Below are 20,873 nucleotides of genomic sequence, written 5' to 3'. Positions count from 1 at the left end.
GCCTTGACGGACTCGGCCTCGATGCGGGCCTGGGCGGGGTCGTAGACGCCGCAGGGCAGGTCGCAGTGGGCCGAGACCTCGATGGTGGGAGCGAACAGACGCATTCTTGGTTCCTCTCGGTGGTGTGGTGGAGCGACCGTCGGGGGCCGACGGTCAGGAAGCCTTCTCGGGCAGGATGCGGTCGAGCGGGAGGGTGCTGGCAGAGGGGCCGAGCGACCAGTAGTTGCGGTCGTGGTGCAGGAGCGGGTCGGTGGACTCGCCGAGGCTGATCGCATCGACCTCGAGCAGCACCAGCCACGCCTCGCCGGCGGGGATGACGCGGGCCACGCGCCCGTAGAAGCTGGCCGCGGCGTCGTGCAGTACCGGCGGCTCCCCGTGCGGGAGCGTCCAGCCCTGGGCGACCGTGAACCGCGGCGCAGTCCGGTCGGCGAAGGCGGCGGCCACGTCGGCCTGGGACTCGGTCAGGATGTGCACCGCGAGACGGTCGCTCCCGGTGAGTGCCGGTCCGGACCGCCCGGACCGGGAGACCGAGAACGACAGCATCGGCGGGTTGGCGCTGACCGAGGCCACGCTCGACACGGTTGCCCCGACGGGTCCGGTCTCGGTCGAGGCGGCGACGACGGCGACGCCGGTGGGATATCGACGGAAGCCGGCCTTGAACTGGTCGGTGAGTGTGTCGCTCACACCCCCTCCTCTCTCTGTTGGCAGTGACGCTAAAACATCAAGTCCGGTTGAGGTCCAGTCATCCACGCTGTGATCGCTGACTCATCTGGTTGTCCGCGGCTGGGATCATGTGGAGTGGCGGGAGTGCAACTTGTTAGACTGGTTGCGTACTTGTCATACAACTCGGGTTGGTGTGCTGCCGTACGCCGATTCCGGTTCCGTCGCCGATGCCGTCGACGGACGCCGCGCCCGCTACGACTTCGAAGGTTTGACCTCGGTCGCCTAACCTTCCCAAAGAACCGCTCTGCCTCACGATCTAAGGAGTCCCTTCGTGGACGTCTCCCCTCTCATCTGGTGGTTGACCATCGGCATCGCCAGCGCTGTGCTGCTCTTCGATGTGCTCGTCATCGGCCGGCGACCGCACGAGCCTTCGCGTCGGGAGCTGATCGTCGCGCTGAGCGTCTACATCGGCTTGGCGATCCTGTTCGGCATCGGTGTCTTCGTGTTCTCCGGCCCGAAGTACGGCACGGAGTTCTTCGCGGGCTGGCTGACGGAGTACTCGCTGTCGGTCGACAACCTGTTCATCTTCATCATCATCATGTCGAAGTTCGCGGTGCCTCGGCAGTTCCAGCAGAAGGCGCTGCTGATCGGCATCATCTTGGCGCTGGTCTTCCGCGGCATCTTCATCGCTGTCGGCGCCGCGGCGATCGAGAACTTCAGCTGGGTCTTCTACCTGTTCGGTGCCTTCTTGATCTACACCGCGGTCAAGCTGGCCATGGAGGGCGGCGAGGACGAGGACGAGTACGAGGAACCGGCCGTGGTGAAGTTCCTCGAGCGCCACATCCCGCTGACCTCGCAGTGGGGCGACAACGCGAAGATGTTCGTCCGTGAGAACGGCAAGCGGATCGCGACCCCGATGTTCGTGGTCATCTGCGCGCTCGGCACGACCGACCTGCTGTTCGCGCTCGACTCGATCCCGGCGATCTACGGTCTGACCAACGAGGCCTACCTCGTCCTGACCGCCAACATCTTCGCCCTGATGGGTCTGCGCCAGCTCTACTTCCTCATCGGTGGTCTGCTGGAGCGGCTGGTCTACCTGTCCTACGGTCTGGCGATCCTGCTCGGGTTCATCGGCCTCAAGCTCGTCTTCCACGCGCTCCACGAGAACGAGCTGCCCTTCATCAACGGTGGTCACCACGTCGAGTGGGCGCCCGAGATCCCGATCTCCGTCTCCCTCAGCGTCATCGTCGGCATCCTGGCCATCACCACCATCCTGAGCCTGCTGAAGTCGCGCAGCATGACCGAGAAGGAGCGCGACGACGCCACCGGTCCGCGCAGCATGTGACGCTTCGTCGACAGTCCCGCTGAGCCGGGACAGCCCGCAGGCCCCCTCCGATCGGAGAGGGCCTGCGGTCGTTCTCGGGCAGCACTAGGGTGAGCCCATGACCGTGGCAGCTGCTCCCGGACCTCGCTGGCTCGGGGACGCCGGACAGGTCGCGTTGGCCGGAGCGCTGGCGCTCGTGCTGCTGCCGGTCGGGTGGACCTCGGTCGTCGACGGCGAGGTCAGCACGGCGTGGGAGATCGCGCTCCTGGTCGCGCTGGTGGCGCTTCACGCCGCGGTGGCCACCGCCCGGCGCTGGCCGCTGCCGTCGTACGCCGTCGGGGCGCTGGCCGAGCTGGTGCTCGTGGCCGCGCCGGATCTGAGCGGGCCGACGGCCGAGGCGGCGGGAAGCGCCTACGGGCCGGTGCTGCTGCCCAGCAGCCTGTGCTTCTTCGTGCTGCTGTACGCGGTGAGTGCGCAAGACCGGCGACCGTGGCCGGGGATCGTGCTCGGCATCGGGCTGGTGGGGTGCCTGCTGACCGTCGTACGTCTCTCGGGGTTCGACGGCACCGGGCTGCAGGGGTGGACGTGGTGGCTGATGGTGGCCACCGCGACGGTCGCGGCCACGGTGGCGGCATGGGCGCTCGGCCGGTTCCGGGCGACGCGGGCCGCCTGGATCGACCAGCTCGCCGACCGCGCCGCCGCCGAGGAGCGCCAGCGCATCGCGCGCGAGATGCACGACGTGGTCGCGCACTCGCTCGCGGTCGTGGTCAGCCATGCCGAGGCCGGCCGGATGGTCGTCGGGCAGCAGCCGGAACGGGCCTCGGGCATCCTCGACACCATCGCGACCACGGGCCGGGAGGCCCTCACGGAGATGCGCGGGCTGCTCGGCGTGCTCGGTGGCGAGTCATCTCGACAAGCTCGATACATCGCCTCGACCGAGCCGCAACCGGGGCTGGCCGACATCGGTGACCTGGTCGAGAGGACGCGAGCGGCAGGGCTGACGGTCCGGCTCGAGGTGGACGAGCCCGGTCAGGTCGCGCCCGCAGTCGGGCTGACCGCCTACCGCGTCGTGCAGGAGGCGCTCACCAACGTCACCCGCCACGCAGGTTCGGGAGCAGTCGCGACGGTGTCGGTGACGCGCACCGCACGCCACCTCACGATCGAGGTCAGCGACGACGGCGTGGGGATCCAGCGACCGCCCGGCCGCGGCCTGCGCGGGATGCGCGAACGGGTGGCGGCGGTGGGCGGGACCCTCGAGGCCGGGCCGAGCGGCGAGGGCTGGCGCGTACGCGCCATGATGCCGCTATGAGCGAGGACGAGGCCCCGATCCGCGTCGCGATCGTCGACGACCAGGAGCTGATGCGCTCTGCGCTCCGGATGATGGTGGAGAGCCAGCCGGACCTCGAGCTCGCCGGAGAGGCCGCCGACGGTCACGAGGCGCTAGCCCTGGTGCGTACGAAGCGGGTCGACGTCGTCCTGATGGACCTGCGGATGCCCCGCCTCGACGGTATCCAGGCGACGGCCGCGATCACCGAGGAGCAGCCGGACACGCGGGTGGTCGCGCTGACCACGTTCGACCTCGACGACTACGCGTTCCCGGCGATCCGGGCGGGCGCCAGCGGCTTCCTGCTCAAGGACGCCCGGGCCGAGGAGATCGTGACCGCGATCCGCACCGTCCACGCAGGTCACGCGGTGGTCGCGCCGTCGACGACGCGCCGTCTGCTGGAGCACGTCGCGACCGCGCCGGCCCCGGACAACGGCCGGGTCGCCGACATCCGGGCCACCCTGACGCCGCGCGAGCTCGACATGCTCCTCGAGCTCGCCACCGGTGACAGCAACGCCGAGATCGCCCGCCGCGTCCACCTCTCCGAGGCGACGGTGAAGACGCATGTCGGCCATGTGCTCGCCAAGCTCGGCCTGCGCGACCGGGTGCAGGCGGTCGTGCTGGCGTACGAGACCGGGTTGGTCGGACCCCGTAGCTGAGTCTCATCCTGGGGGATGAGGTGCCCGCGACCTGAGGGCGACGAACCCCCGGCGCGCGCGGACCAGTGTGGAGACATGACCACACACGCATCCACGAGACCGCTTCCGTCGGGCGTCTACTCCAGCAGGCCCTGGCGCATCCACGAGATCACCGAGGACTTCGAGCTGGAGGACGTCTGGGCCTTGCCCGTCCAGGGCGGCGCCGATGATCTCCCGCGCTTCGTCGATTCGATGATGAGCGGTGACGACCGCGACTTCCCGGCGGCGTACCGACTCCTCTTTGCGATCCGCTGGGCGCTCGGCCGGCTGCTCGGCGCCGACGAGGCCGAGCACGGGCTCGGCCGCCGCGTCGCTTCGCTGCGCGACCGGCTGCCTGATGACCTCCGCGACCACCCCGCGCCCGAGCGCGACGACAGCCCGTTCCAGCCGCTCTACCTGACGGATCGGGAGTACGCCGCGGAGATCGCCAACCGCACGATGCACGGTGTCCTGCACCTCGGCTGGGTCGAGGACGAGCGCTCGCCGGGCGGCTACAGCGCGCAGATGAGCGTGCTGGTGCGGCCCAACGGACTGCTCGGCGACGCCTACATGAGGTTCATCAAGCCGTTCCGCTACCTCGTCGTTTACCCGGCGCTGCTGCGCACGGTCGGCCGCCGCTGGGAGACCGCTCAGGGGGTGGACCGATGAGCATCACGATGCAACCTACGCAGCACCGCTCCGTCGTACTGCGCGCGGCGCCCTGGGTGGCCGGCGCCTGGACCCTCGTCTTCGGCGCCCTGGTCGGGCTCGCCCTGCTGGGCAGGGCACCGGATCCGTGGGTCCCCGATGCGGCCTCGCCGCTCGGCGCTCTGAGCGGCACCCAGATGTCCTGGGTGATCGCGGTGCTCGCGCTCCTCGCCCTGGCTGCCGGGGGCGCGGTCGCGAAGGTGCGGACACCGCGTACGACGAGAGCGACAGGGTGGCTCCTGATCGTCCTCGGGCTCGTCGTCGCCGTGGTCGTCTCCGACGTCCGCGCGCTGATGTTCCTCGGCTATCTGCCTCAGGTCCTGCTTGCGATGGCCGGGCTCGGACCGGGCGCTGGACAGCTCGAGTGGCGTCTTTTCGTCGACTCGGGTGTCGCTCTGGCGCATGCTGCCGGCGGACTTGCCATGGTCGTCGCTGGTGTCACCCTGCTCGGGAAGGCCGAGCCTGGCCGGCGTCTGGACTGGGGCCACTGGGCACGCTGGGGGCGTCCTGCGGTGGCGGTCGCTGTCGTCGTACCTCTTCTCTACGCCGTTACCCGGATCGCCTGGGCGCTGAACATCCCGCTCGGGATCAGCCGCGAGATGCTGGACGACCTCGGCGCGGGGAAGTGGGCCGGCTTCGGGCTCGCGGCCTTCGCCGTGGTCGGGGCGGTCCTGACCTGGGGGTTGGTGGCGCGCTGGGGCGAGGTGTTCTGGCGCTGGGTGCCCCGCATCGGCGGGCATCCGGTCCCGGTCGCGATGGCACTCGTGCCGGGGATCCTGGTCGCCGGCACGGTCACGTCCGCCGGGATCTCCTTCTGGCGGATGGCGATCGCGGACGACCTCTGGACGGTCCCCGGAGCCACTTCGGACTGGGGCGCATGGGCGCCGGAGATGCTCTGGCCGATCTGGGGCGTCGCGCTCGCCGTCGCCTGCCTCGCCTACCTGGGGCGGCGCACCGCGGCGCGCGGATGACGTACGGATCCCGCTCGACCTGGAATCACCCCAGGTCAAGCGGGATCGGCGCGTTCAGCCGGTCAGGGCTGGGCGGCGCGGACCGGTTGCCCCGATCGTTCGACCGCGGTCTGGATCCGGCGACCGGCGATGTCCGAGAGCCACCCGAGGCAGGCACCGACCACCAGCGCGATGAGAGTGCCGCCGAGGTCGAACGAGGTGCCGAAGATGACTGCCGTCCCGGCGAAGGCGCCGGGGATGAAGGACAGCAGGTCCACGGCCGCCTGCAGGCACAGGATGAACGCGACGACCGTGACGACCAGGGCGACCGCCCCGGTGAAGGTGGCGTACGTCAGGACCAGGCTCGCTCCGTACCCCCACAGCGCGCCGGCGAGGTTGGCCGCGAGACCTTTCTGGAAGCCTGCGCGGCCACCTCCGGCGGCGAAGTAGCAGGCCCAGGCGACGAACCCGACCCAGGTGATGAGCGTGAGCTCGATGCTCACCTGGGTCCAGATGCCCGCGAGCACGCCGACCGAGATGCCGATTCCGAGGAGACTCTTCATGACGTCGCCTCCTCAGGGGACCAGGATCGCGCGGCCGCGGACCCGGCCGGCGTCGAGGTCGGAGATGGCGGTCTGGAAGTCGTCGAGGGCGTACTTCTGCGTGTGCAGCGTGACGGCCCCACGGGCGGCGAGCGCCATCAGGTCGCACAGGTCGTTGTAGGAACCCACCAGGTTGCCGATGAAGTTGATCTCGGCCGAGATGATGTCGATGGTCGGCACATCGATGTTCTCGCCGTAGCCGACGACGTGGTAGTCGCCCGCCTGGCGGAGCATCCGGACCCCTTCCGCGGTCGCACCGCCTTCGCCGACGAAGTCGATGAGGACCTCGGCGCCGGCGCCGTCGGTGAGCTCGAGCACCTGGTCGACCTGGGTGCCCTCGGCGATGACGCCGTGGTCGGCGCCGATGTCGAGGGCGAGCTTCACCGCGTCCGGGTTGCGGTCGACGACGATCAGCTCGGCCGGGCTGAGTGCCTTGAGGACCTGGATGCCGATGTGCCCGAGCCCGCCGGCGCCGATGACCACGCACCTGTCGCGCGGGGTCAGCCGACGGGCCGCCTTCGCGGCTGCGTGGTAGGCGGTCAGGCCGGCGTCGGCCAGGGCAGCCACGTCGGCAGGCTCCAGGGAGTCATCGATCTTCACCACGGAGCGGGCGGAGGTCTTCAGGTACTCCGCGTAGCCGCCGTTGGTATCGATGCCGGGGAACTGGTTGAGCTCGCAGTGCACGTCGTCGCCCGAGCGGCAGGCGCGGCACAGCCCGCAGGTGATCAGCGGGTGCAGGATCACCTTGTCGCCCTCGGCGACGTTGGTGACGGCGGCACCGACCGCGTGCACCCAGCCCGCGTTCTCGTGCCCGATCGTGTAGGGCAGCGTGACGCCGGACTTCTCCTCCCACTGCCCCTCCAGGATGTGCAGGTCCGTGCGGCACACGCCGGCGCCGCCGATCCTGACGACGACGTCGAACGGGCCGGTCGGCTCCGGGGCCGGAACCTCGGCCATCGCCAGCGGCTGGTGGTAGCCGACCACCTGGACGGCTCGCATGGTGCTCATGATGATGCTCCTTCTCGGTGCAGGTCGGTCAGAGGTACGAAGGCGGGCGAGGTGACCTCCTCGCCATAGCGCGTGGCCAGCAGGCCACGGCAGAAGTGCGCGTTCCCGTCGATCGAGATCCGCGTCGAACGCGCCCTCCGCAGCGCCAGCGGGATGTCGCCGGGCCGCTCGTTGTCGTGGTCGACCAGGACGTACGCCTCCGGCAGGTCGGGCAGGCCGAGGATCGCCCGGCGACGCCTGAGCGAGGCGGTGAAGTCGTCGTCCGGCAGGTCCACGAGACGGACCTCGCCCACGGCGTCCTCGGCCAGGTCCGGCTGCCCCCTCAGCAGCCGGGTCAGGCAACGCTCGAGCGCCGCCGTGTGGGCCTTGCGGTGGAACGTGGTCCGGAGCTCGTCCAGGGACGACTCGGCCTCGTGGCGGAACGTGCCGAGATAGCCGGCATCGGCCGCCAGCCCGGCGTTGATCAGATCGGAGTCGTGGTGGTCGTCGAGCTCGACGACCACCTGGTCGGTCCACGGCAGCGCGGTCAGCGCGTCCTTGGCGTCGCTCGCCATCAGGTAGGCGAAGTTGGGGGAGCAGAACGACGTCGGCAGCCGCAGATGGACCTCGACCCTGACCGTCTCGCCGTCCGGTGCGCTGGGGGAGACGGTCAGCGACCGGACGAAGCCCAGGTCGGTGATGGGCTCGTCGAGCTCGGGGTCGACGACCGCGTGAAGCGCGGCGTACGCCTCGGCGGATCGGGTGTTCTCGCAGGTCAGCAAGGTCATGTCACACCGCCGCGAGGTCTGCCCGCTCGGGCTCACGGGGACCTGTCGCGGTCTCGTCCGCCTCGGGCAGCCGCAGCTCGGCGGGCACCTCCAGGCCGTACATCTTCGCGGCGTTGAGGCCCAGGATCTTCTTCTTCTGCGCGACGGTGAGCGGGGCGTACTCGGTCATGTCCTCCGGGATCTGGAAGTCGACGAACCGCTCGATCAGCCACTTCGGCGTCCAGATCGCATAGTCGGAGGAGAACTGGATCCGGTCCTCGCCGATCCAGTAGACGAGCTCGCCGAGGATCTGCGCGAAGTAGCGCGGCCGGGTGTGGATGAACGGCATCGCGACCGCCAGCCCACCGTGCACGTTGGGCTCCTGGGTGGCGATCCAGCAGAAGTCCTCCAGCCGTGGCAGGCCGACGTGCTCGACGATGAAGTTGAGGTCGGTGAAGTCGCTGGCGACGTGGTCGATGTCGGCGACGTCGAACGCGTCGCGGTCCAGCGGCCGGATCGTCGGGCCCTTGTGGACGTGGATGTTGGTGATCCCGAGCTCGCGGCAGGCCTCGAAGTAGCGGTACGCCCAGGGGTCGGTCAGCTTCCAGCCGCGCGACTCCCCGTGCCACTCGGCGGTGTAGAGCTTCACGCCCTTGAGCCCGAGCCGCTCGGCGTCGGCGTGGAGCTGTTCGAGCCCGGCCTCGCCGTTGCGGGGGTCGAAGTGGTGGTTGTACGTCAGCCTGTCGGGGTGCTTCGCCGCCAGCTGCGAGGCTTCCTCGGTCTGCCCGAACCCGTTCGTGTAGAACTCGCCCAGGTGGGCCGGCTGGAAGATCGCGTGGTCGACGTAGCCGACCTCGAACAGGTCGTGCATCAGCCGCTCGCCGCCCTGGTAGAGGTAGTCCTCGTAGGACCAGTGCTCCGCCTCGGGGGAGAGGTTGCGGTGGTAGTCGTAGAAGCAGTCGATGAACTGCTTGCCATGGATGTTGCGCTGGTTCTCCGGCCGGGCGTCCCAGAGAGCGACGTGGGCGTCGACGATGAAGTACGACTCGTTGTTCTTGGTGTACATCGGGTTCCTCCGATCTGTGGCTTTCGTCACAGGACGCTAGGGCGGCGGCGACGCGCAGATCAGGGGTGCGGCGTCTCAATGTGAGACCTCGACCGTCTCAATCTGAGACGCTGTCCGGCTGTCTCCGCCGACCGGCGGATGTAACGTCGATCACATGACAGGGCGTCATCCGATCGCGCAGCGCACCGCGGCCGTCGACGCGTCGGCGCTGGCGCCGCGCGTACGCGCCTCCTGGCAGCGCAGCCAGGAGTACGGGGTCTCCGTCGAGGAGGTCGACCCGGTCTTCTCCGGCGCCTACGACCAGGAGTCGCTCTTCTTCCAGTGCGGCCAGGAGGTGCTCGACGACCTCCACCGGACGCTCGTCGGCGAGCCGGTCAGCCTGATGCTCACCGATCCCGTCGGCCTGGTGCTCAACCGGCTCAGCGGAGACCAGCAGCTGCTCCGGGACCTCGATGCCGTTCACCTGGCACCCGGGTTCAGCTACGCCGAGCGCGCGGCGGGCACCAACGGGCTCGGTCTCGCGCTGGCCGACCGGACACCGACCGTGGTTCGGGCCGAGGAGCACTACTCGCTCTCGCTGTGCAGCTACACCTGTGCCGCCGCCCCGGTGATCGACCCGATCAGCGGACGCCTGGAGGGCAGCGTCAACCTGACCACCTGGTCGGAGTCGTCCCACGACCTGCTGCTCGCCCTGGCGCAGTCGGCGGCCAGCAACACCGCGTCGCTCATGCTCGCCCGCGCCCACGGCCGCTCGCCACGCCCGGCTCCCCGCGGTGAGGTGTTCCGGGTCGAGGCGCCCCGGCTGGAGCCGGGCGCAGGCAGTCTCCGCGACCTCTCCTCCGCCTGGTGCGAGGCGCTGGGCAGTGTCCGCGACGCGCTTCGGGTCGGCCGGCGGGTCGCCGTGGTCGGGGAGCCGGGGGTGGGGCGTACGACCCTGGTCGCCCAGGCGTTCCGCGACCTGCGGCCCCGCGACCGGATCCTGGCGGCCTCCGCCCCGGAGCCGGCCGACGCCGAGGCCTGGCTGTCGCTGTGGACGCCGGAGCTCGCCAAGCAGGACACCGCGGTGGTCGTACGCGACGTGAACATGCTTCCCGCCTGGGTGGCCGAGCGGCTGCACGCCCTGCTCGTCGAGGCGGCGCCCGGGGCGGTCGCAGGCGTGCCGTTCGCGATGACCGCCGAGTCCTTCGACGGCATCCCGGCGGCCCTGGCCGACCTGGTCGACACCGTGGTCGAGGTGCCGCCGCTGCGGGAGCGGCCCGAGGACGTACTTCCACTGGCGCATCAGGTGGGTCTGCGGGTGCGGGGCCGGGAGATCGCGCTGACGCCGGCTGCGGAGCGGGCGTTGCACGACCACGGCTGGCCGGGCAACGTCGCCGAGCTGGTCCACGTCGTCCAGCGGGCCGTGAGCGCCGGTGACCTGATCGACCTGCGTCACCTTCCCGCCGACGTACTCTCCGACACCAGGCGGCCGTTGTCCCGCATCGATGCCTTCGAGCGCGGAGAGATCGTCCGCGTGCTGACCCGTCCAGGGATCACCATGCAGGAGGCGGCCGCGGAGCTCGGGATGTCGCGCGCCACCGTCTACCGAAAGGTGCAGCAGTACGGGATCAGGCTTCGGCCGGGTTAGCCCGCGGGGGAGTCGAACTCTTGGCCAAGTCCAGGAAAACTCTCGGCTGAGGCCGGGGCGTCAGGGGTGCTCACCAGGGACTATGGACCCATGCGTATCCGTCCCCCACGCGCCGGTCGCCAGCATTTGAACCATCTGACCGGACAGGGCGGACCCGCTCTGTCCGGTCGGAATCTCGCCGGCCGGCTTGTCGAGCAGCACCCGTTCGCCCCTGAAGAGGCCTCGAGCATCGTCGCGCAGGTCGCGCGCCTCCTCGCCTCGGGCCACGCCGCCGGGCAGGTGCACGGAGACATCAGACCCGCCACCATCGGGTACGCCCCCGACGGCCGGATCGCGCTGCTCGGTGCGCCGGCGCCCCGCGGCGGGGAGGGCCTGCCATACATGTCCCCCGAGCAGATCGACCGCAAGCGGATCGGGCCGGCGAGCGACGTCTACTCCCTCGGCGCGGTGTTCTTCGAGCTGCTCGCCGGGCGCCCGCCGTACGCCGGGCTCGTGCCCGAGCGGGTCGGGACGCTGGTGACCGTGCCCGGCCACCTCGATGGCATCACGACCGCCATGCTCGACCCGGATCCTGCCAAGCGGCCCCGCGCCGACGAGGTGGCCACGGTGCTCGAGAGCGGCGTCGCTCCGCCGCCGAAGCGGATCGTACGTCCGCCCAACATCAGAGGCCCGCGCCTCTCGCCCACGCTCCTGGGTGTGCTGATGGTCCTGGTCCTGCCGGGGTTGGTCTTCGGTGGCTGGGGCACGCTGCGGACCGGCGACACGATGTCGAACGTCGGCAGCGCCGCGCCGCTGGCCAACATCCTGCCGACCAGCTTCCAGCTCGCCTTCGATCTCTCGATCGAGCGCGACGCGCTGCGGACCGATGCGGCGCTGACCGAGGACTTCCTCCAGATCACCGACCGGTCCATCGAGGCCTGGACCGCCGAGGTCGAGAAGCTGGACACCGCCGGCGATCCGGGTCTGCGGCGGCGTACGGAGAGGTCGGCCGCCGCCCTCGAGCGGCTCTCGGACATCCGCGCCGCCGCCCGGGCGGGGAACAGGGCCGGCAAGCTGGTGGCCGTCGAGCTGTACACGAGCGCGGTCAACGGGCTCTTCGACCTCGCCGCCGAGCTGCCTTCGTTCCGGGACGAGGAGCTGGCCAAGCAGGCCCGGAACCTGGAGCTGATCGGATCCGTCTCGGAGGTGCTCGGACTCGAGCGGAGGATCATGGCGAACGCCTTGCGGAACGAGCGGATCAGCGACCAGGGCATCTCCGACCTCAGCGCGGCCCAGGACTCCTGGGCGACCCACTCGGAGTCGATCTACACGCGCGCTGACGCGGCGACACGGCAGCGACTCGACAGGATCTCGGGCCGGTCCTTCGAGTTCGGGTCCTACGCGGTCTCGTCCCAGCGTGCCGTCATCCGGGTGCTCAACGCCCGTGACGTCGAGGACGTCGTCAGGCAGCTGGAGGACAGCGCCGACGGGAGGCCCGTGGAACAGCTCTGGCTGGCCGATGCCGCCAGCTACGTCCAGGACCTCAAGGAGGTGGTCGTCGACGCCGCCAGCCGGCTCGCCGACGACGTCGAGCGCGAGCACAGGGACGCCCAGAACCAGACGATCGCCTGGGGAGTCTTCACCGGCATCGTGCTGGCGGTGCTCGCCGGGCTCGGGGTCGCGCTGCTCCGTGCACGAGGGCGATCAGTTGATGCGTAAACCGGCGACCATAGCAAAGATCGGCGGATTTCATCGGTGCGTACACGAGACGCACGGGGTGTGAGTCCGACAACATATGCGCATGCGAACGCGCCCCCCGATCGCAGGCCGGTACCGCCTGCACCGACTGCTTGGCCGCGGCGGGATGGGCGAGGTCTGGCAGGCGGCCGACATCAGGCTCGAACGCTGGGTCGCCGTGAAGGTCGTGGAGACCTCCGCCGACCCCAAGGTGACCGAGCGCTTCCGGCGTGAGGCGCTCTCGACGACGGCGGCCAGCCACCCCGGCACGGTGCAGGTGCACGACGTCGGCGTCGAGCAGACCGAGTACGGCAGCATCGTCTACCTCGTCATGGAGCTGCTTCCCGGACCGACGCTGGCCGACCGCCTGGAGAAGCAGGGGCGGTTCACCGTCGAGGAGGCGAGCGAGGCGATGGTCCAGGTCGCGCGTACGCTCACTGCGGTCCACTCCTCCGGGATCATCCACCGCGACATCAAGCCGTCCAACCTCGTCTACGACGGTGACGGCCGGATCCGGGTGCTCGACTTCGGCATCGCCCAGCTGGCCAACCACCAGGCCGAGCGGCTCACCTCGACCCGCCACGTGATGGGGAGCCTGCCCTACATCTCGCCCGAGCAGGCCGCCGACAACGTGGTCGGCCCACCGAGCGACATCTACGCGCTCGGCTGCGTGTACTTCGAGCTGCTCACCGGACGCGCCCCGTACGCCGGCTCCGAGCCGGTCTCGATGATCTACCAGCACGTGACCGCGCCGGTCCCGCACGTCAACGACGTCGTCACCGTGCCGTCCCATGTCGACGAGTTCGTGGCGTCGATGATGGACAAGGACCCCTCCCGGCGGCCCACCGCGGGCGAGGTCGTCGGCTTCGCGCGCCGGCCCGAGGTCGTGCCCCCGGTTCCGGTCGGCAGCCGCGAGCTGCCCGCCGGGCTCAAGCCCCTGGCGCTCTCGTCGTCCGCGTCCTCGGGATCCTCGGGTTCCTCAGCCGCCTCGGTCTCGTCGGTCACGGCGGTCGCCGGCGTGGTCGAGTCGGCGCAGCGTACGCCTCGGTCCCATGCCGCCCCGAAGCCGAGGTTCCTCCGCACCCGGGTGCTCGCCGTGCTGCTGGTCCCGGTGCTGATCGCCCTGGTCCTCGGCGGGCTGACCTTCGCCGATGCGCTCGAGGAGCGTGCCGTCTCCAGCCGGGCGGTGACGATCGCCGGAGCGCTCCCGGAGAGCTACGAGCTCGGGATGGACCTCATCTTCGAGCGGGACGCGCTCAGCTCCGACCAGGTCCCGGACGCGGTCCGGCAGGCCTATCGCCAGGTGACCGACGACTCGATCGAGGCATGGCACGACGACATCACCAAGGTCGACCTCGCCGACACCCCGAGCCTGCGGGAGCGCGTCGAGCGCACCTACACCGTCCTCAAGAGCATCGACGCCTACCGCACCGACCTCGAGGAAGGCGACAAGGCGAGCACGGAGGCTGCGGTCGCCGCCTACACCGACACCGCCTACGAGCTGCTCGACTTCGCGACCGAGATGCCCAACATCCGCAACGAGAAGATCTACAAGCAGGTCACCAACCTCAAGTACGTCAGGTCTGCCTCCGAGTCGCTGGGGATCGAGCGCACTGTGATGGTGCCCGCGCTCATGACCGGGAAGATCGACGAGGAGTCGATGGAGGCGATGAGCGAGGCACGTACGTCCTGGCAGCTCACCTCGCGCTCCTTCTACGGCGACGCCCCGAAGGCCACCCAGAAGGCGCTGGACAAGATCTCGGACGGCACCTTCGCCGACGGGTCCCGTGGCCTGGTGTCGCAGAACGCCGTCATCCAGGTCATCAACGACGGCTCCCTCGCCGGCGCGGTCCGGGACCTGGAGGCCAACGCCCCGGGACGGCCGGCCGCGCAGGTCTGGACCGAGGACATGACCCGCTTCATCCAGCTCCTCAAGGACACCATCGTGGCGATGACGCTGATCGTCTCCGACGATGTCGCCGAGGAGCACCGTGGCATCCAGACCAAGGTCGTCCTGAGCGGCGTGCTCGCCGTCGCCGCGCTCCTCGCCGCGATCGCGCTGCTGGCCGGGATGTTCCTCGTCCGCCCGCTCCGCGGGCGCCGGCGCTCCGTCGAGAGCTGAGCGGAGAGCCGTCGGTCAGACGAGGGTGCTGAGGTTCGAGACCAGGACGTCCCAGCGGCTCTCGACGTCGAAGCCCATCTGGCTCAGCAGCGCCCAGCCGAAGCCGACGACGGCGTACAGGCTGATCGGGGTCATCACGACCCACTCCCGGATGGAGCCGGCGTCGCCGAGGATCGGGAGGGCGAAGTGGCCGCCCCGGGTCCACATGTTGTCGAACGGCAGCCACTTGTTGCGCCGGACCCACCGCGGCGGCTTCGGCGCGATCGGCCAGAACAGCGGGATCCCCATCGTGGTCACGAAGTCGCCGATCAGGTGTACGACGCAGCCGAGGGCGACGGAGAAGGGCATCCACCACCACTCCTCGGGCGCGAAGATGGCGATCACCGTGGCCAGCGCAACCGCCGGGATCCACGGCCAGTGGACGCCCTTGCGGGTGAGCTTCAGCGCGTCCATGGCGAAGGCGACCAGAAGGACGCACATGATGCCCGGGCCGATCAGGATGCTGCCGAAACGTTCGGTCTCGAGCGAGAGCTTCCCCGCGCCCCAGGCGAGTCCGGTGAAGGCGAGTACGCCGAGGATCGAGTGGGTGCCGTTGCGGTGGCCGCCGGAGACCTGGCCGACGATCTTGGTCAAGCCTTCGGAGACCGGTGGTAGCGAGTGGGCGATCGTGCCGTTGTGGTGGTCCGCGTCCGGAAGCAGCGCGGCGCCGGCGCACACCAGGGTGCCGGTCATCACGCCTATGTCCGAGACGCCCGGGTACCACCCGAACGCGATCGGTGCCGACGATGTCACTGCGATCCACGCGGCAGCCCCAGAGGCCGCGTGATGCCCGCCCATCATGTGAAGTTGTGTCCCTCTCCAGTGTTCCCCCGCTGTATGACCGCGGACGAACGTACCGGTCCTCGGGCCGCTTCGTGCGCGCCGGGGTGGTGTGTCTGGTGACGAGATTCGAATCACTGTTCGAGGGCTGATCCGAGGAGTGAAAGGGGTGCGGTCGGGGCGGCAACCTGAATAGGATGCGCGGTCATGACGACTCCCGGCACCCACGGCAGTGCCCGCCGTGCGCCGTGGACGTTCGAGACCAGTCGGTGCGCCGCGACGGTGACCGCCGAGGCGATCGAGTTCCGGTTCATGGTCACCGCGCCCGACGGCTCGCTCAGCGAGATGCTCCTCTCGGTGGGCCGGCACGACATGCCGACGCTGCTCGAGGAGATCGCCTTCGAGATGCCCGAGGCGCTGGAATGGATGTCGGCCGCGATCATGACCGTCGCGCGTGACCGTCGCCTGGCCGAGGAGGCCTCGTCGGTTCCGCACCAGCGCGGGGCATAACCTCGGGCGGAGCAAGGTTGTCCCCCTGCACCGCAACTCGATCGAGGAGAGACCTGTGACCACCACGTACGACTTCGAAGCGACCGCCGCTGACGGCAGCACCGTCTCGCTCAGCGACTACAAGGGCAAGCTGCTGCTGATCGTCAACGTAGCCAGCAAGTGTGGTCTGACGCCGCAGTACGAGGGCCTGGAGGCGCTCTACCGGGCCACCAAGGACTCCGGCCTCGAGGTCATCGGGTTCCCGTGCAACCAGTTCATGGGTCAGGAGCCCGGCACCGACGACGAGATCCAGGAGTTCTGCAAGACGACGTACGACGTGACGTTCCCGGTCCTCTCCAAGGTCGATGTCAACGGGGAGAACTCTGCTCCGCTCTACGAGTTCCTGCGTGCCGAGGCGCCGGGCGACATCCAGTGGAACTTCACCAAGTTCCTCATCGGTCGCGAGGGCGAGGTCGTCAAGCGCTACGAGCCGCAGGTGACGCCCGAAGAGATCCAGGCGGACCTCGCCCAGTATCTCTGAGGCGATGCCGGACGCCGCTCGATCCCGATGTCTGCGGGGTCGGGCGCCGTCTGGGTTAGATAGTTGGTCAGAAGATAGTTCGGTATCGGATGATTCGTTAAGATCTAGTTCATGACCGGACCGCGTATCGACCTGCTGTTCCTGCTCAACCAGTCCGCGCACGCCTTCGCGGCCCAGGTCGGCGAGGCGTTGGCCGACCTGGAGCTCTCGGTGCGGGAGTACTGCGTGCTGATGAAGGCCGCCGAGGGGGAGTACACCCAGAACGCCGTCGCCGAGATGGCGATGCTGGACAAGACCACGATGGTCACCACCCTCGACAACCTCGAGCGCCGCGGGCTGGCCGAGCGACGGGTCTCGACCACCGACCGCCGTGCCCGCATCGTCGCGCTCACGCCGGCCGGCGTGAAGGCGCTCGAGGAGGCCTCGAAGGCCTACAACGCGACCGTCGCCAAGGCGCTCGAGGGTCTGGCGCCGAGCGAGGGCGAGGCGTTCATCGAGGCGCTGCAGCACCTCGTGGAGGGGCCGTGGGCGACGCCGTCGCACACGATGACGCTGCGGCGTCGCGCGCCTGCCTCGTCCCGCTAGGGATGGGTTTACAACTGAATATCCCGAAATAGATTGTTTCATAACAAACAATCTTCTATGGTCGTATCTATGACGACCAAGACAGTCGCGCTCGCGACCCTCGCAGCCACTCAGCTGATGGTGATCCTCGACGGCACGGTCGTGACCGTCGCCCTTCCCGCAATCCGCGACGACCTGGGCTTCGGCGACGCCTCGCTGTCCTGGGTGGTCAACGGCTTCCTGCTCGCCTTCGCGCTCGTCCTGCTCCCCGCGGGCCGGGCCGGCGACGCGTTCGGCACCCGCCCGGTCTTCCTCGCCGGGCTGAGCATCTTCACGCTCGCCTCGGCATGGTGCGGCATCGCCTGGGACCCGATCTCCCTGGTCCTCGCGCGATTCGTCCAAGGCCTCGGCGGCGGCATCGCCTCGGCAGTGGTGCTCGGCATGATCGCCGACCTCTACGCCGAGCCCCGCGAGCGCCTCCGTGCCTTCGCCGTGCTCGCCTTCGTCGGCTCGATCGGTGCGTCGGTGGGGACGGTCCTGGGTGGCGTACTCACCGACGTCGCCTCCTGGCGCTGGGCCTTCCTGATCAACGTGCCGTTCGGCATCGTCGCCCTGATCGTCGCGCTCCGCGCGGTGGAGGGTACGCCGCCGACCGGCGCCAAGGGTGGCCTGCTCCCGCGGGGCCTGTTCGCCCAGCGCAGGTTCGCGCTCGGGAACCTGATCCTGCTGACCCTGACGTTCGGCGGGTTCACGTTCCAGTTCGTCACGACGCTCTACCTGCAGGACACGCTCGGGTTCGGCGCGCTCGCGACCGGCCTGGCGTTCCTTCCGGTCAGCGTGGTGATCGCCGTCGCCAGCCTCGGCTTCAGCGCCACGCTGGCCGAACGGTTCGGGTCCGAGCGCGTCCTGCTCGTCGGCGTGCTCGCCTTCGTCGCAGGCATGGTCTACCTCGTCCGCCTCCCCGGAGCGGGCGGCTTCGCCCTGGACGTTCTCCCCGGCGCGGTCGTGATGGGCCTCGGCTTCGGCCTCGCGATGCCGCAGGTGACCGCGTTGGCGATGGGCGCGCTGGCGCCGGAGCACGCCGGCATCGGGTCGGGCCTGACCACGACCACCCAGCAGCTCGGTGGGTTCCTCGGCACCCTGATCGCCGCCGGCCTGGTCACGACCGTCGGCTACGGCGCCGCCTACGCCTCGGCCGCGATCGCACTGGCTGCGGGAGCCGCGGTCGCGGCGTACCTGCTCGTGGACGCGGCCCGCGCCCGGGACCCGAAGGTCTCCGAGCGCGTGCCGGACGAAGCCGCCAGTCTCTGACGTCTCGACGCCAGTTGCTGACCCCTCGGTGCTACCTCCGGACCGGGAGGACCAGCGTCGAGGGGCTCGTCTTCGTGTGGTGGACCGTGACCACGCCGGCGACGCCGCGGACCAGCTGCTTCACGTTGGGCAGCAGGTGGGGGACGTCGTAGGAGTGGACGGTGACCCGGAGCCGGTGGCCCTTCTCGATCACCGCGCCCGTGGGGAAGACCTCGACGGGCACGCGATAGATCGTCCCGGGCCGGACCGCCTGCTCGGCCTCACGGGTGAAGGGATGCCAGGGCTGGACGACCTGACCGTTCAGCGTCCGCGACTTCGACGCGGTGACGGCACGGTGGCGCAGGGTCTGCCAGCCGCCGGTGATGCGGTCGACGGACCCGTCGGGCGCGACGTCCTCGACCGAGACCGAGATCAGGCCGTCGGTGCCGGTCGTGGAGACGGACAGGTCGGCGTTGAGCGGGCCGGAGAAGGCCAGGTCCGACGTCGCCGGCCTGGTCTCGTAGGAGACCCCGAGCGCGTCGTTGATCCGGTTGTCGGTCTCGCAGCCGGGGATCGCGAGGGCGCCGGCGGTCCACTGCGCGGTGCTGCGCGAGCACAGCCCCTGCACCGGCAGAGGCATGATCGTGTCTCCGCCCACGGGCTTCAGGGTCGACCCGAGGGCGTACGTCTTCGCACGGACCTCGCTCCCGAGCCACGACTGCATCGTGCGCCACTTCCCGGACCCGATCTCGTGGTAGGTCACCGGCGCGACGTCGCGGTCGAGGGTGGCGTCGGGCAGACCCTTGAGGTGGGTGTCGAACCACCGCAGAGCCATCTCGCCCATGCTGTTGATCCCGCTGCCCTCCAAGCCGGCGCCGGTGGCCGCCTCGGCGTGCGTCCACGGTCCGATGAGCAGCTTGGTGTCCACGCCGTTCTTCTGCATCCGGTCGAAGAGCATCGGCGTGCCGCGCTGGAAGATGTCGTACTGCCCGGCCGTCACGAACGTCGGTACGTCGATCTCGTCGACCACGCTCAGCGGTGACCGCTTCCGGTAGAAGGGTCCGTCGTAGCCGGCGTCGCTGCCCAGAACCGCGCTGACGAGCATCGGCACCTGAAACCCGAGTGCACCGCCGACGTGCTGGAGCAGCGTCGTCAGCGTGGCGTCGGGGCGGGTCTGGTTGACGGCCGGCGGCACCAGTCCGGCACCCGTGACCAGCCCGAACCACAGCGGGATGAACCCGGCGTCGATCTGGCCGCCGGAGGCGACGACGTCGCGGTAGACGTCGCCGGCGGGCACGATCGGGAACATCGCCTTCAGTCCGCGCGGGTGCTGAGCGGCGGTGAAGAACTGGTTGATCGCCATGTAGGACGCGCCCCACAGGCCGAGCTCGCCGTTGCTCCACGGGCGCTTCTTCGAGGTCGCCCAGTTGGCGACCTCGAGGCCGTCCTTCTGCTCACGGTCGCCGAACGCGTCCCACTGGCCCGCGGAGGAGCCGGTGCCGCGTACGTCGGTCTGGACCCAGACGTAGCCACGCTCGACGAAGTAGTCGCCGCCGCCCCCGCCGGAGGCGTTCTTGTTGTAGGGGTTCTGGGTCAGGATCACCGGGAACCGGCCCGCCGCCGGCGTCCCGTCCGCCTTCGCCGGACGATGGACGTCGGCGCGGAGCACCACCCCGTCGGACATCGTCAGCTGGATGTCCTTCTCGACCACCACGCCGTACGTCGCCGGGCGAGGCTTCCACGCCCCGGCCCGCGCCTGGGGCGCTTGAGCCGCCACCGTCGCGACGGAGGCAGCAGAGGCCGCAGAGGCGGCGGACGCGGAGTGCGCCGGTGGCAGAAAGGTCGTGACCAGAGCCAGGAACGGTACGAGGAATGCCAGTCTGCCGAGTTTCACGACTCACTCCAGGGGTGTGTTGGATATCACACCTCGAACGACAGAGTGCAAACGCGAGTTACGTAGCAGGTCTCGGGTTTTGAATAGTGAGACTAAGCAGTCACGGCGACGGTCTTGTCGACGACCGGTGCGCCCGTGGCCGCCGCGACCTCGTCGTACGTCACCCCGGGAGCGAGCTCGACGAGCTCGAACGCTGCGCCCGCCACATCGAGCACACCGAGATCCGTGATGACCCGCTTCACGATCCCCCGACCGGTCAGCGGCAGGTCGCAGGCCGAGAGCAGCTTGGGCGCACCCTTCTTGGTGACGTGCTCCATCAGCACGATCACCCGCCCGGCGCCGGAGACCAGGTCCATCGCACCGCCCATGCCCTTGACCATCTGGCCGGGCACCATCCAGTTGGCGATGTCGCCGTTGGTCGAGACCTGCATCGCGCCCAGGACGGCGACGTCGATGTGGCCGCCGCGGATCATCGCGAACGAGGTCGCCGAGTCGAAGTAGGAAGCCCCCGCGAGCACGGTCACGGTCTGCTTGCCGGCGTTGATCAGGTCGGGGTCGACCTCGTCCTCGTAGGGGAACGGGCCGACGCCGAGGATGCCGTTCTCGGCGTGCAGCACGACCGTCGAGGTCTCCGGGATGTAGTCGGGGATCAGCGTCGGCAGGCCGATCCCGAGGTTGACGTAGTCGCCGTCCTGCAGCTCCTGCGCGGCGCGTGCGGCCATCTGGTTGCGGTCCCAAGCCAT

The 20,873-nt window shown here is 69.7% G+C and carries 21 protein-coding genes; 12 read left to right on the top strand and 9 right to left on the bottom strand.

What is annotated here, in order from left to right:
• Together ABTX24_RS07840 and ABTX24_RS07835 are read right to left on the bottom strand one after the other, a co-directional pair.
• A partial coding sequence (locus ABTX24_RS07840; RefSeq protein ID WP_218131477.1) for a superoxide dismutase [Ni] occupies window positions 1-104 on the bottom strand: 104 nt, incomplete at its 3' end.
• Between the two features lie 49 nt (window positions 105-153).
• Window positions 154-684: a flavin reductase family protein gene (locus ABTX24_RS07835; protein WP_350838627.1), complete on the bottom strand. Its 531-nt coding sequence runs from the start codon at window positions 682-684 to the stop codon at window positions 154-156.
• Window positions 685-994: 310 nt separating this feature from the next.
• Between ABTX24_RS07835 and ABTX24_RS07830 the strand changes: the two genes are divergently transcribed.
• From ABTX24_RS07830 to ABTX24_RS07810, 5 genes are all read left to right on the top strand, one after another.
• Window positions 995-2,008: a TerC family protein gene (locus ABTX24_RS07830; RefSeq protein WP_350838625.1), complete on the top strand. Its 1,014-nt coding sequence runs from the start codon at window positions 995-997 to the stop codon at window positions 2,006-2,008.
• A gap of 97 nt (window positions 2,009-2,105) precedes the next feature.
• Window positions 2,106-3,296, top strand: a complete 1,191-nt coding sequence (locus ABTX24_RS07825; protein ID WP_350838623.1) for a sensor histidine kinase — start codon at window positions 2,106-2,108, stop codon at window positions 3,294-3,296.
• Window positions 3,293-3,970 (top strand): response regulator transcription factor, encoded by a 678-nt coding sequence (locus tag ABTX24_RS07820; protein WP_350838621.1) that lies wholly within the window; start codon window positions 3,293-3,295, stop codon window positions 3,968-3,970. Before ABTX24_RS07825 ends, ABTX24_RS07820 begins: the two co-directional genes overlap by 4 nt.
• 75 nt (window positions 3,971-4,045) lie before the next feature.
• Window positions 4,046-4,657 (top strand): DUF2867 domain-containing protein, encoded by a 612-nt coding sequence (locus ABTX24_RS07815; RefSeq protein ID WP_350838620.1) that lies wholly within the window; start codon window positions 4,046-4,048, stop codon window positions 4,655-4,657.
• Window positions 4,654-5,667, top strand: a complete 1,014-nt coding sequence (locus tag ABTX24_RS07810) for a hypothetical protein (protein ID WP_350838618.1) — start codon at window positions 4,654-4,656, stop codon at window positions 5,665-5,667. The genes ABTX24_RS07815 and ABTX24_RS07810 overlap by 4 nt, the downstream gene beginning before the upstream one ends.
• A gap of 62 nt (window positions 5,668-5,729) precedes the next feature.
• Here the strand turns inward: ABTX24_RS07810 and ABTX24_RS07805 are convergent, their stop codons facing one another.
• From ABTX24_RS07805 to ABTX24_RS07790, 4 genes are read right to left on the bottom strand one after another with little or no spacing between them, the layout of a single operon-like run.
• Complete coding sequence (locus tag ABTX24_RS07805; RefSeq protein WP_350838616.1) at window positions 5,730-6,209, bottom strand: DUF1097 domain-containing protein; 480 nt, start codon at window positions 6,207-6,209, stop codon at window positions 5,730-5,732.
• 12 nt (window positions 6,210-6,221) lie between these two features.
• The gene (locus tag ABTX24_RS07800; protein WP_350838614.1) at window positions 6,222-7,256 is read right to left on the bottom strand and encodes an NAD(P)-dependent alcohol dehydrogenase; all 1,035 of its coding nucleotides are present in this window, start codon (window positions 7,254-7,256) and stop codon (window positions 6,222-6,224) included.
• Window positions 7,253-8,023: an iron-sulfur cluster assembly protein gene (locus ABTX24_RS07795; RefSeq protein WP_350838613.1), complete on the bottom strand. Its 771-nt coding sequence runs from the start codon at window positions 8,021-8,023 to the stop codon at window positions 7,253-7,255. Before ABTX24_RS07795 ends, ABTX24_RS07800 begins: the two co-directional genes overlap by 4 nt.
• Before the next feature lies 1 nt (window position 8,024).
• The gene (locus ABTX24_RS07790; protein ID WP_350838611.1) at window positions 8,025-9,068 is read right to left on the bottom strand and encodes an amidohydrolase family protein; all 1,044 of its coding nucleotides are present in this window, start codon (window positions 9,066-9,068) and stop codon (window positions 8,025-8,027) included.
• 154 nt (window positions 9,069-9,222) lie between these two features.
• On the opposite strand from ABTX24_RS07790, the gene ABTX24_RS07785 reads away from it, so the two are divergent.
• The 3 genes from ABTX24_RS07785 (at window position 9,223) to ABTX24_RS07775 (ending at window position 14,533) form a co-directional block, all read left to right on the top strand.
• On the top strand, window positions 9,223-10,695 hold the full coding sequence (locus tag ABTX24_RS07785; RefSeq protein ID WP_350838609.1) for an AAA-type ATPase lid domain-containing protein: 1,473 nt from the start codon (window positions 9,223-9,225) through the stop codon (window positions 10,693-10,695).
• A 90-nt stretch (window positions 10,696-10,785) separates the two neighbouring features.
• Window positions 10,786-12,393: a serine/threonine-protein kinase gene (locus ABTX24_RS07780; RefSeq protein ID WP_350838607.1), complete on the top strand. Its 1,608-nt coding sequence runs from the start codon at window positions 10,786-10,788 to the stop codon at window positions 12,391-12,393.
• Between the two features lie 82 nt (window positions 12,394-12,475).
• Window positions 12,476-14,533, top strand: a complete 2,058-nt coding sequence (locus tag ABTX24_RS07775; RefSeq protein ID WP_350838605.1) for a protein kinase domain-containing protein — start codon at window positions 12,476-12,478, stop codon at window positions 14,531-14,533.
• 15 nt (window positions 14,534-14,548) lie between these two features.
• On the opposite strand, the gene ABTX24_RS07770 is transcribed toward ABTX24_RS07775, so the two are convergent.
• Complete coding sequence (locus ABTX24_RS07770; protein WP_350721054.1) at window positions 14,549-15,370, bottom strand: metal-dependent hydrolase; 822 nt, start codon at window positions 15,368-15,370, stop codon at window positions 14,549-14,551.
• A gap of 189 nt (window positions 15,371-15,559) precedes the next feature.
• On the opposite strand from ABTX24_RS07770, the gene ABTX24_RS07765 reads away from it, so the two are divergent.
• The 4 genes from ABTX24_RS07765 to ABTX24_RS07750 all read left to right on the top strand — a co-directional run bounded on the left by ABTX24_RS07765 (window position 15,560) and on the right by ABTX24_RS07750 (window position 18,257).
• Complete coding sequence (locus ABTX24_RS07765; RefSeq protein ID WP_160025468.1) at window positions 15,560-15,862, top strand: hypothetical protein; 303 nt, start codon at window positions 15,560-15,562, stop codon at window positions 15,860-15,862.
• Between the two features lie 55 nt (window positions 15,863-15,917).
• Entirely contained in the window at window positions 15,918-16,382 is a 465-nt protein-coding gene (locus ABTX24_RS07760; RefSeq protein ID WP_160025467.1) for a glutathione peroxidase, read from the top strand.
• Between the two features lie 111 nt (window positions 16,383-16,493).
• Window positions 16,494-16,967, top strand: a complete 474-nt coding sequence (locus ABTX24_RS07755) for a MarR family winged helix-turn-helix transcriptional regulator (RefSeq protein ID WP_160025466.1) — start codon at window positions 16,494-16,496, stop codon at window positions 16,965-16,967.
• Window positions 16,968-17,036: 69 nt separating this feature from the next.
• A complete protein-coding gene (locus tag ABTX24_RS07750; protein ID WP_350838603.1) occupies window positions 17,037-18,257 on the top strand; it encodes an MFS transporter in 1,221 nt (406 codons plus the stop codon).
• A gap of 31 nt (window positions 18,258-18,288) precedes the next feature.
• On the opposite strand, the gene ABTX24_RS07745 is transcribed toward ABTX24_RS07750, so the two are convergent.
• Entirely contained in the window at window positions 18,289-20,130 is a 1,842-nt protein-coding gene (locus ABTX24_RS07745) for a CocE/NonD family hydrolase (RefSeq protein WP_350838601.1), read from the bottom strand.
• 92 nt (window positions 20,131-20,222) lie between these two features.
• Window positions 20,223-20,873 (bottom strand): CoA transferase subunit B, encoded by a 651-nt coding sequence (locus ABTX24_RS07740; protein WP_350838599.1) that lies wholly within the window; start codon window positions 20,871-20,873, stop codon window positions 20,223-20,225.

Origin of the sequence: Nocardioides sp. NPDC127514, from assembly GCF_040302125.1 — a bacterium.
Classification (GTDB): domain Bacteria; phylum Actinomycetota; class Actinomycetes; order Propionibacteriales; family Nocardioidaceae; genus Nocardioides.
The sequence above is the reverse complement of the archived record's forward strand: the minus strand, read 5'-3'. Positions and strand labels throughout refer to the sequence as shown.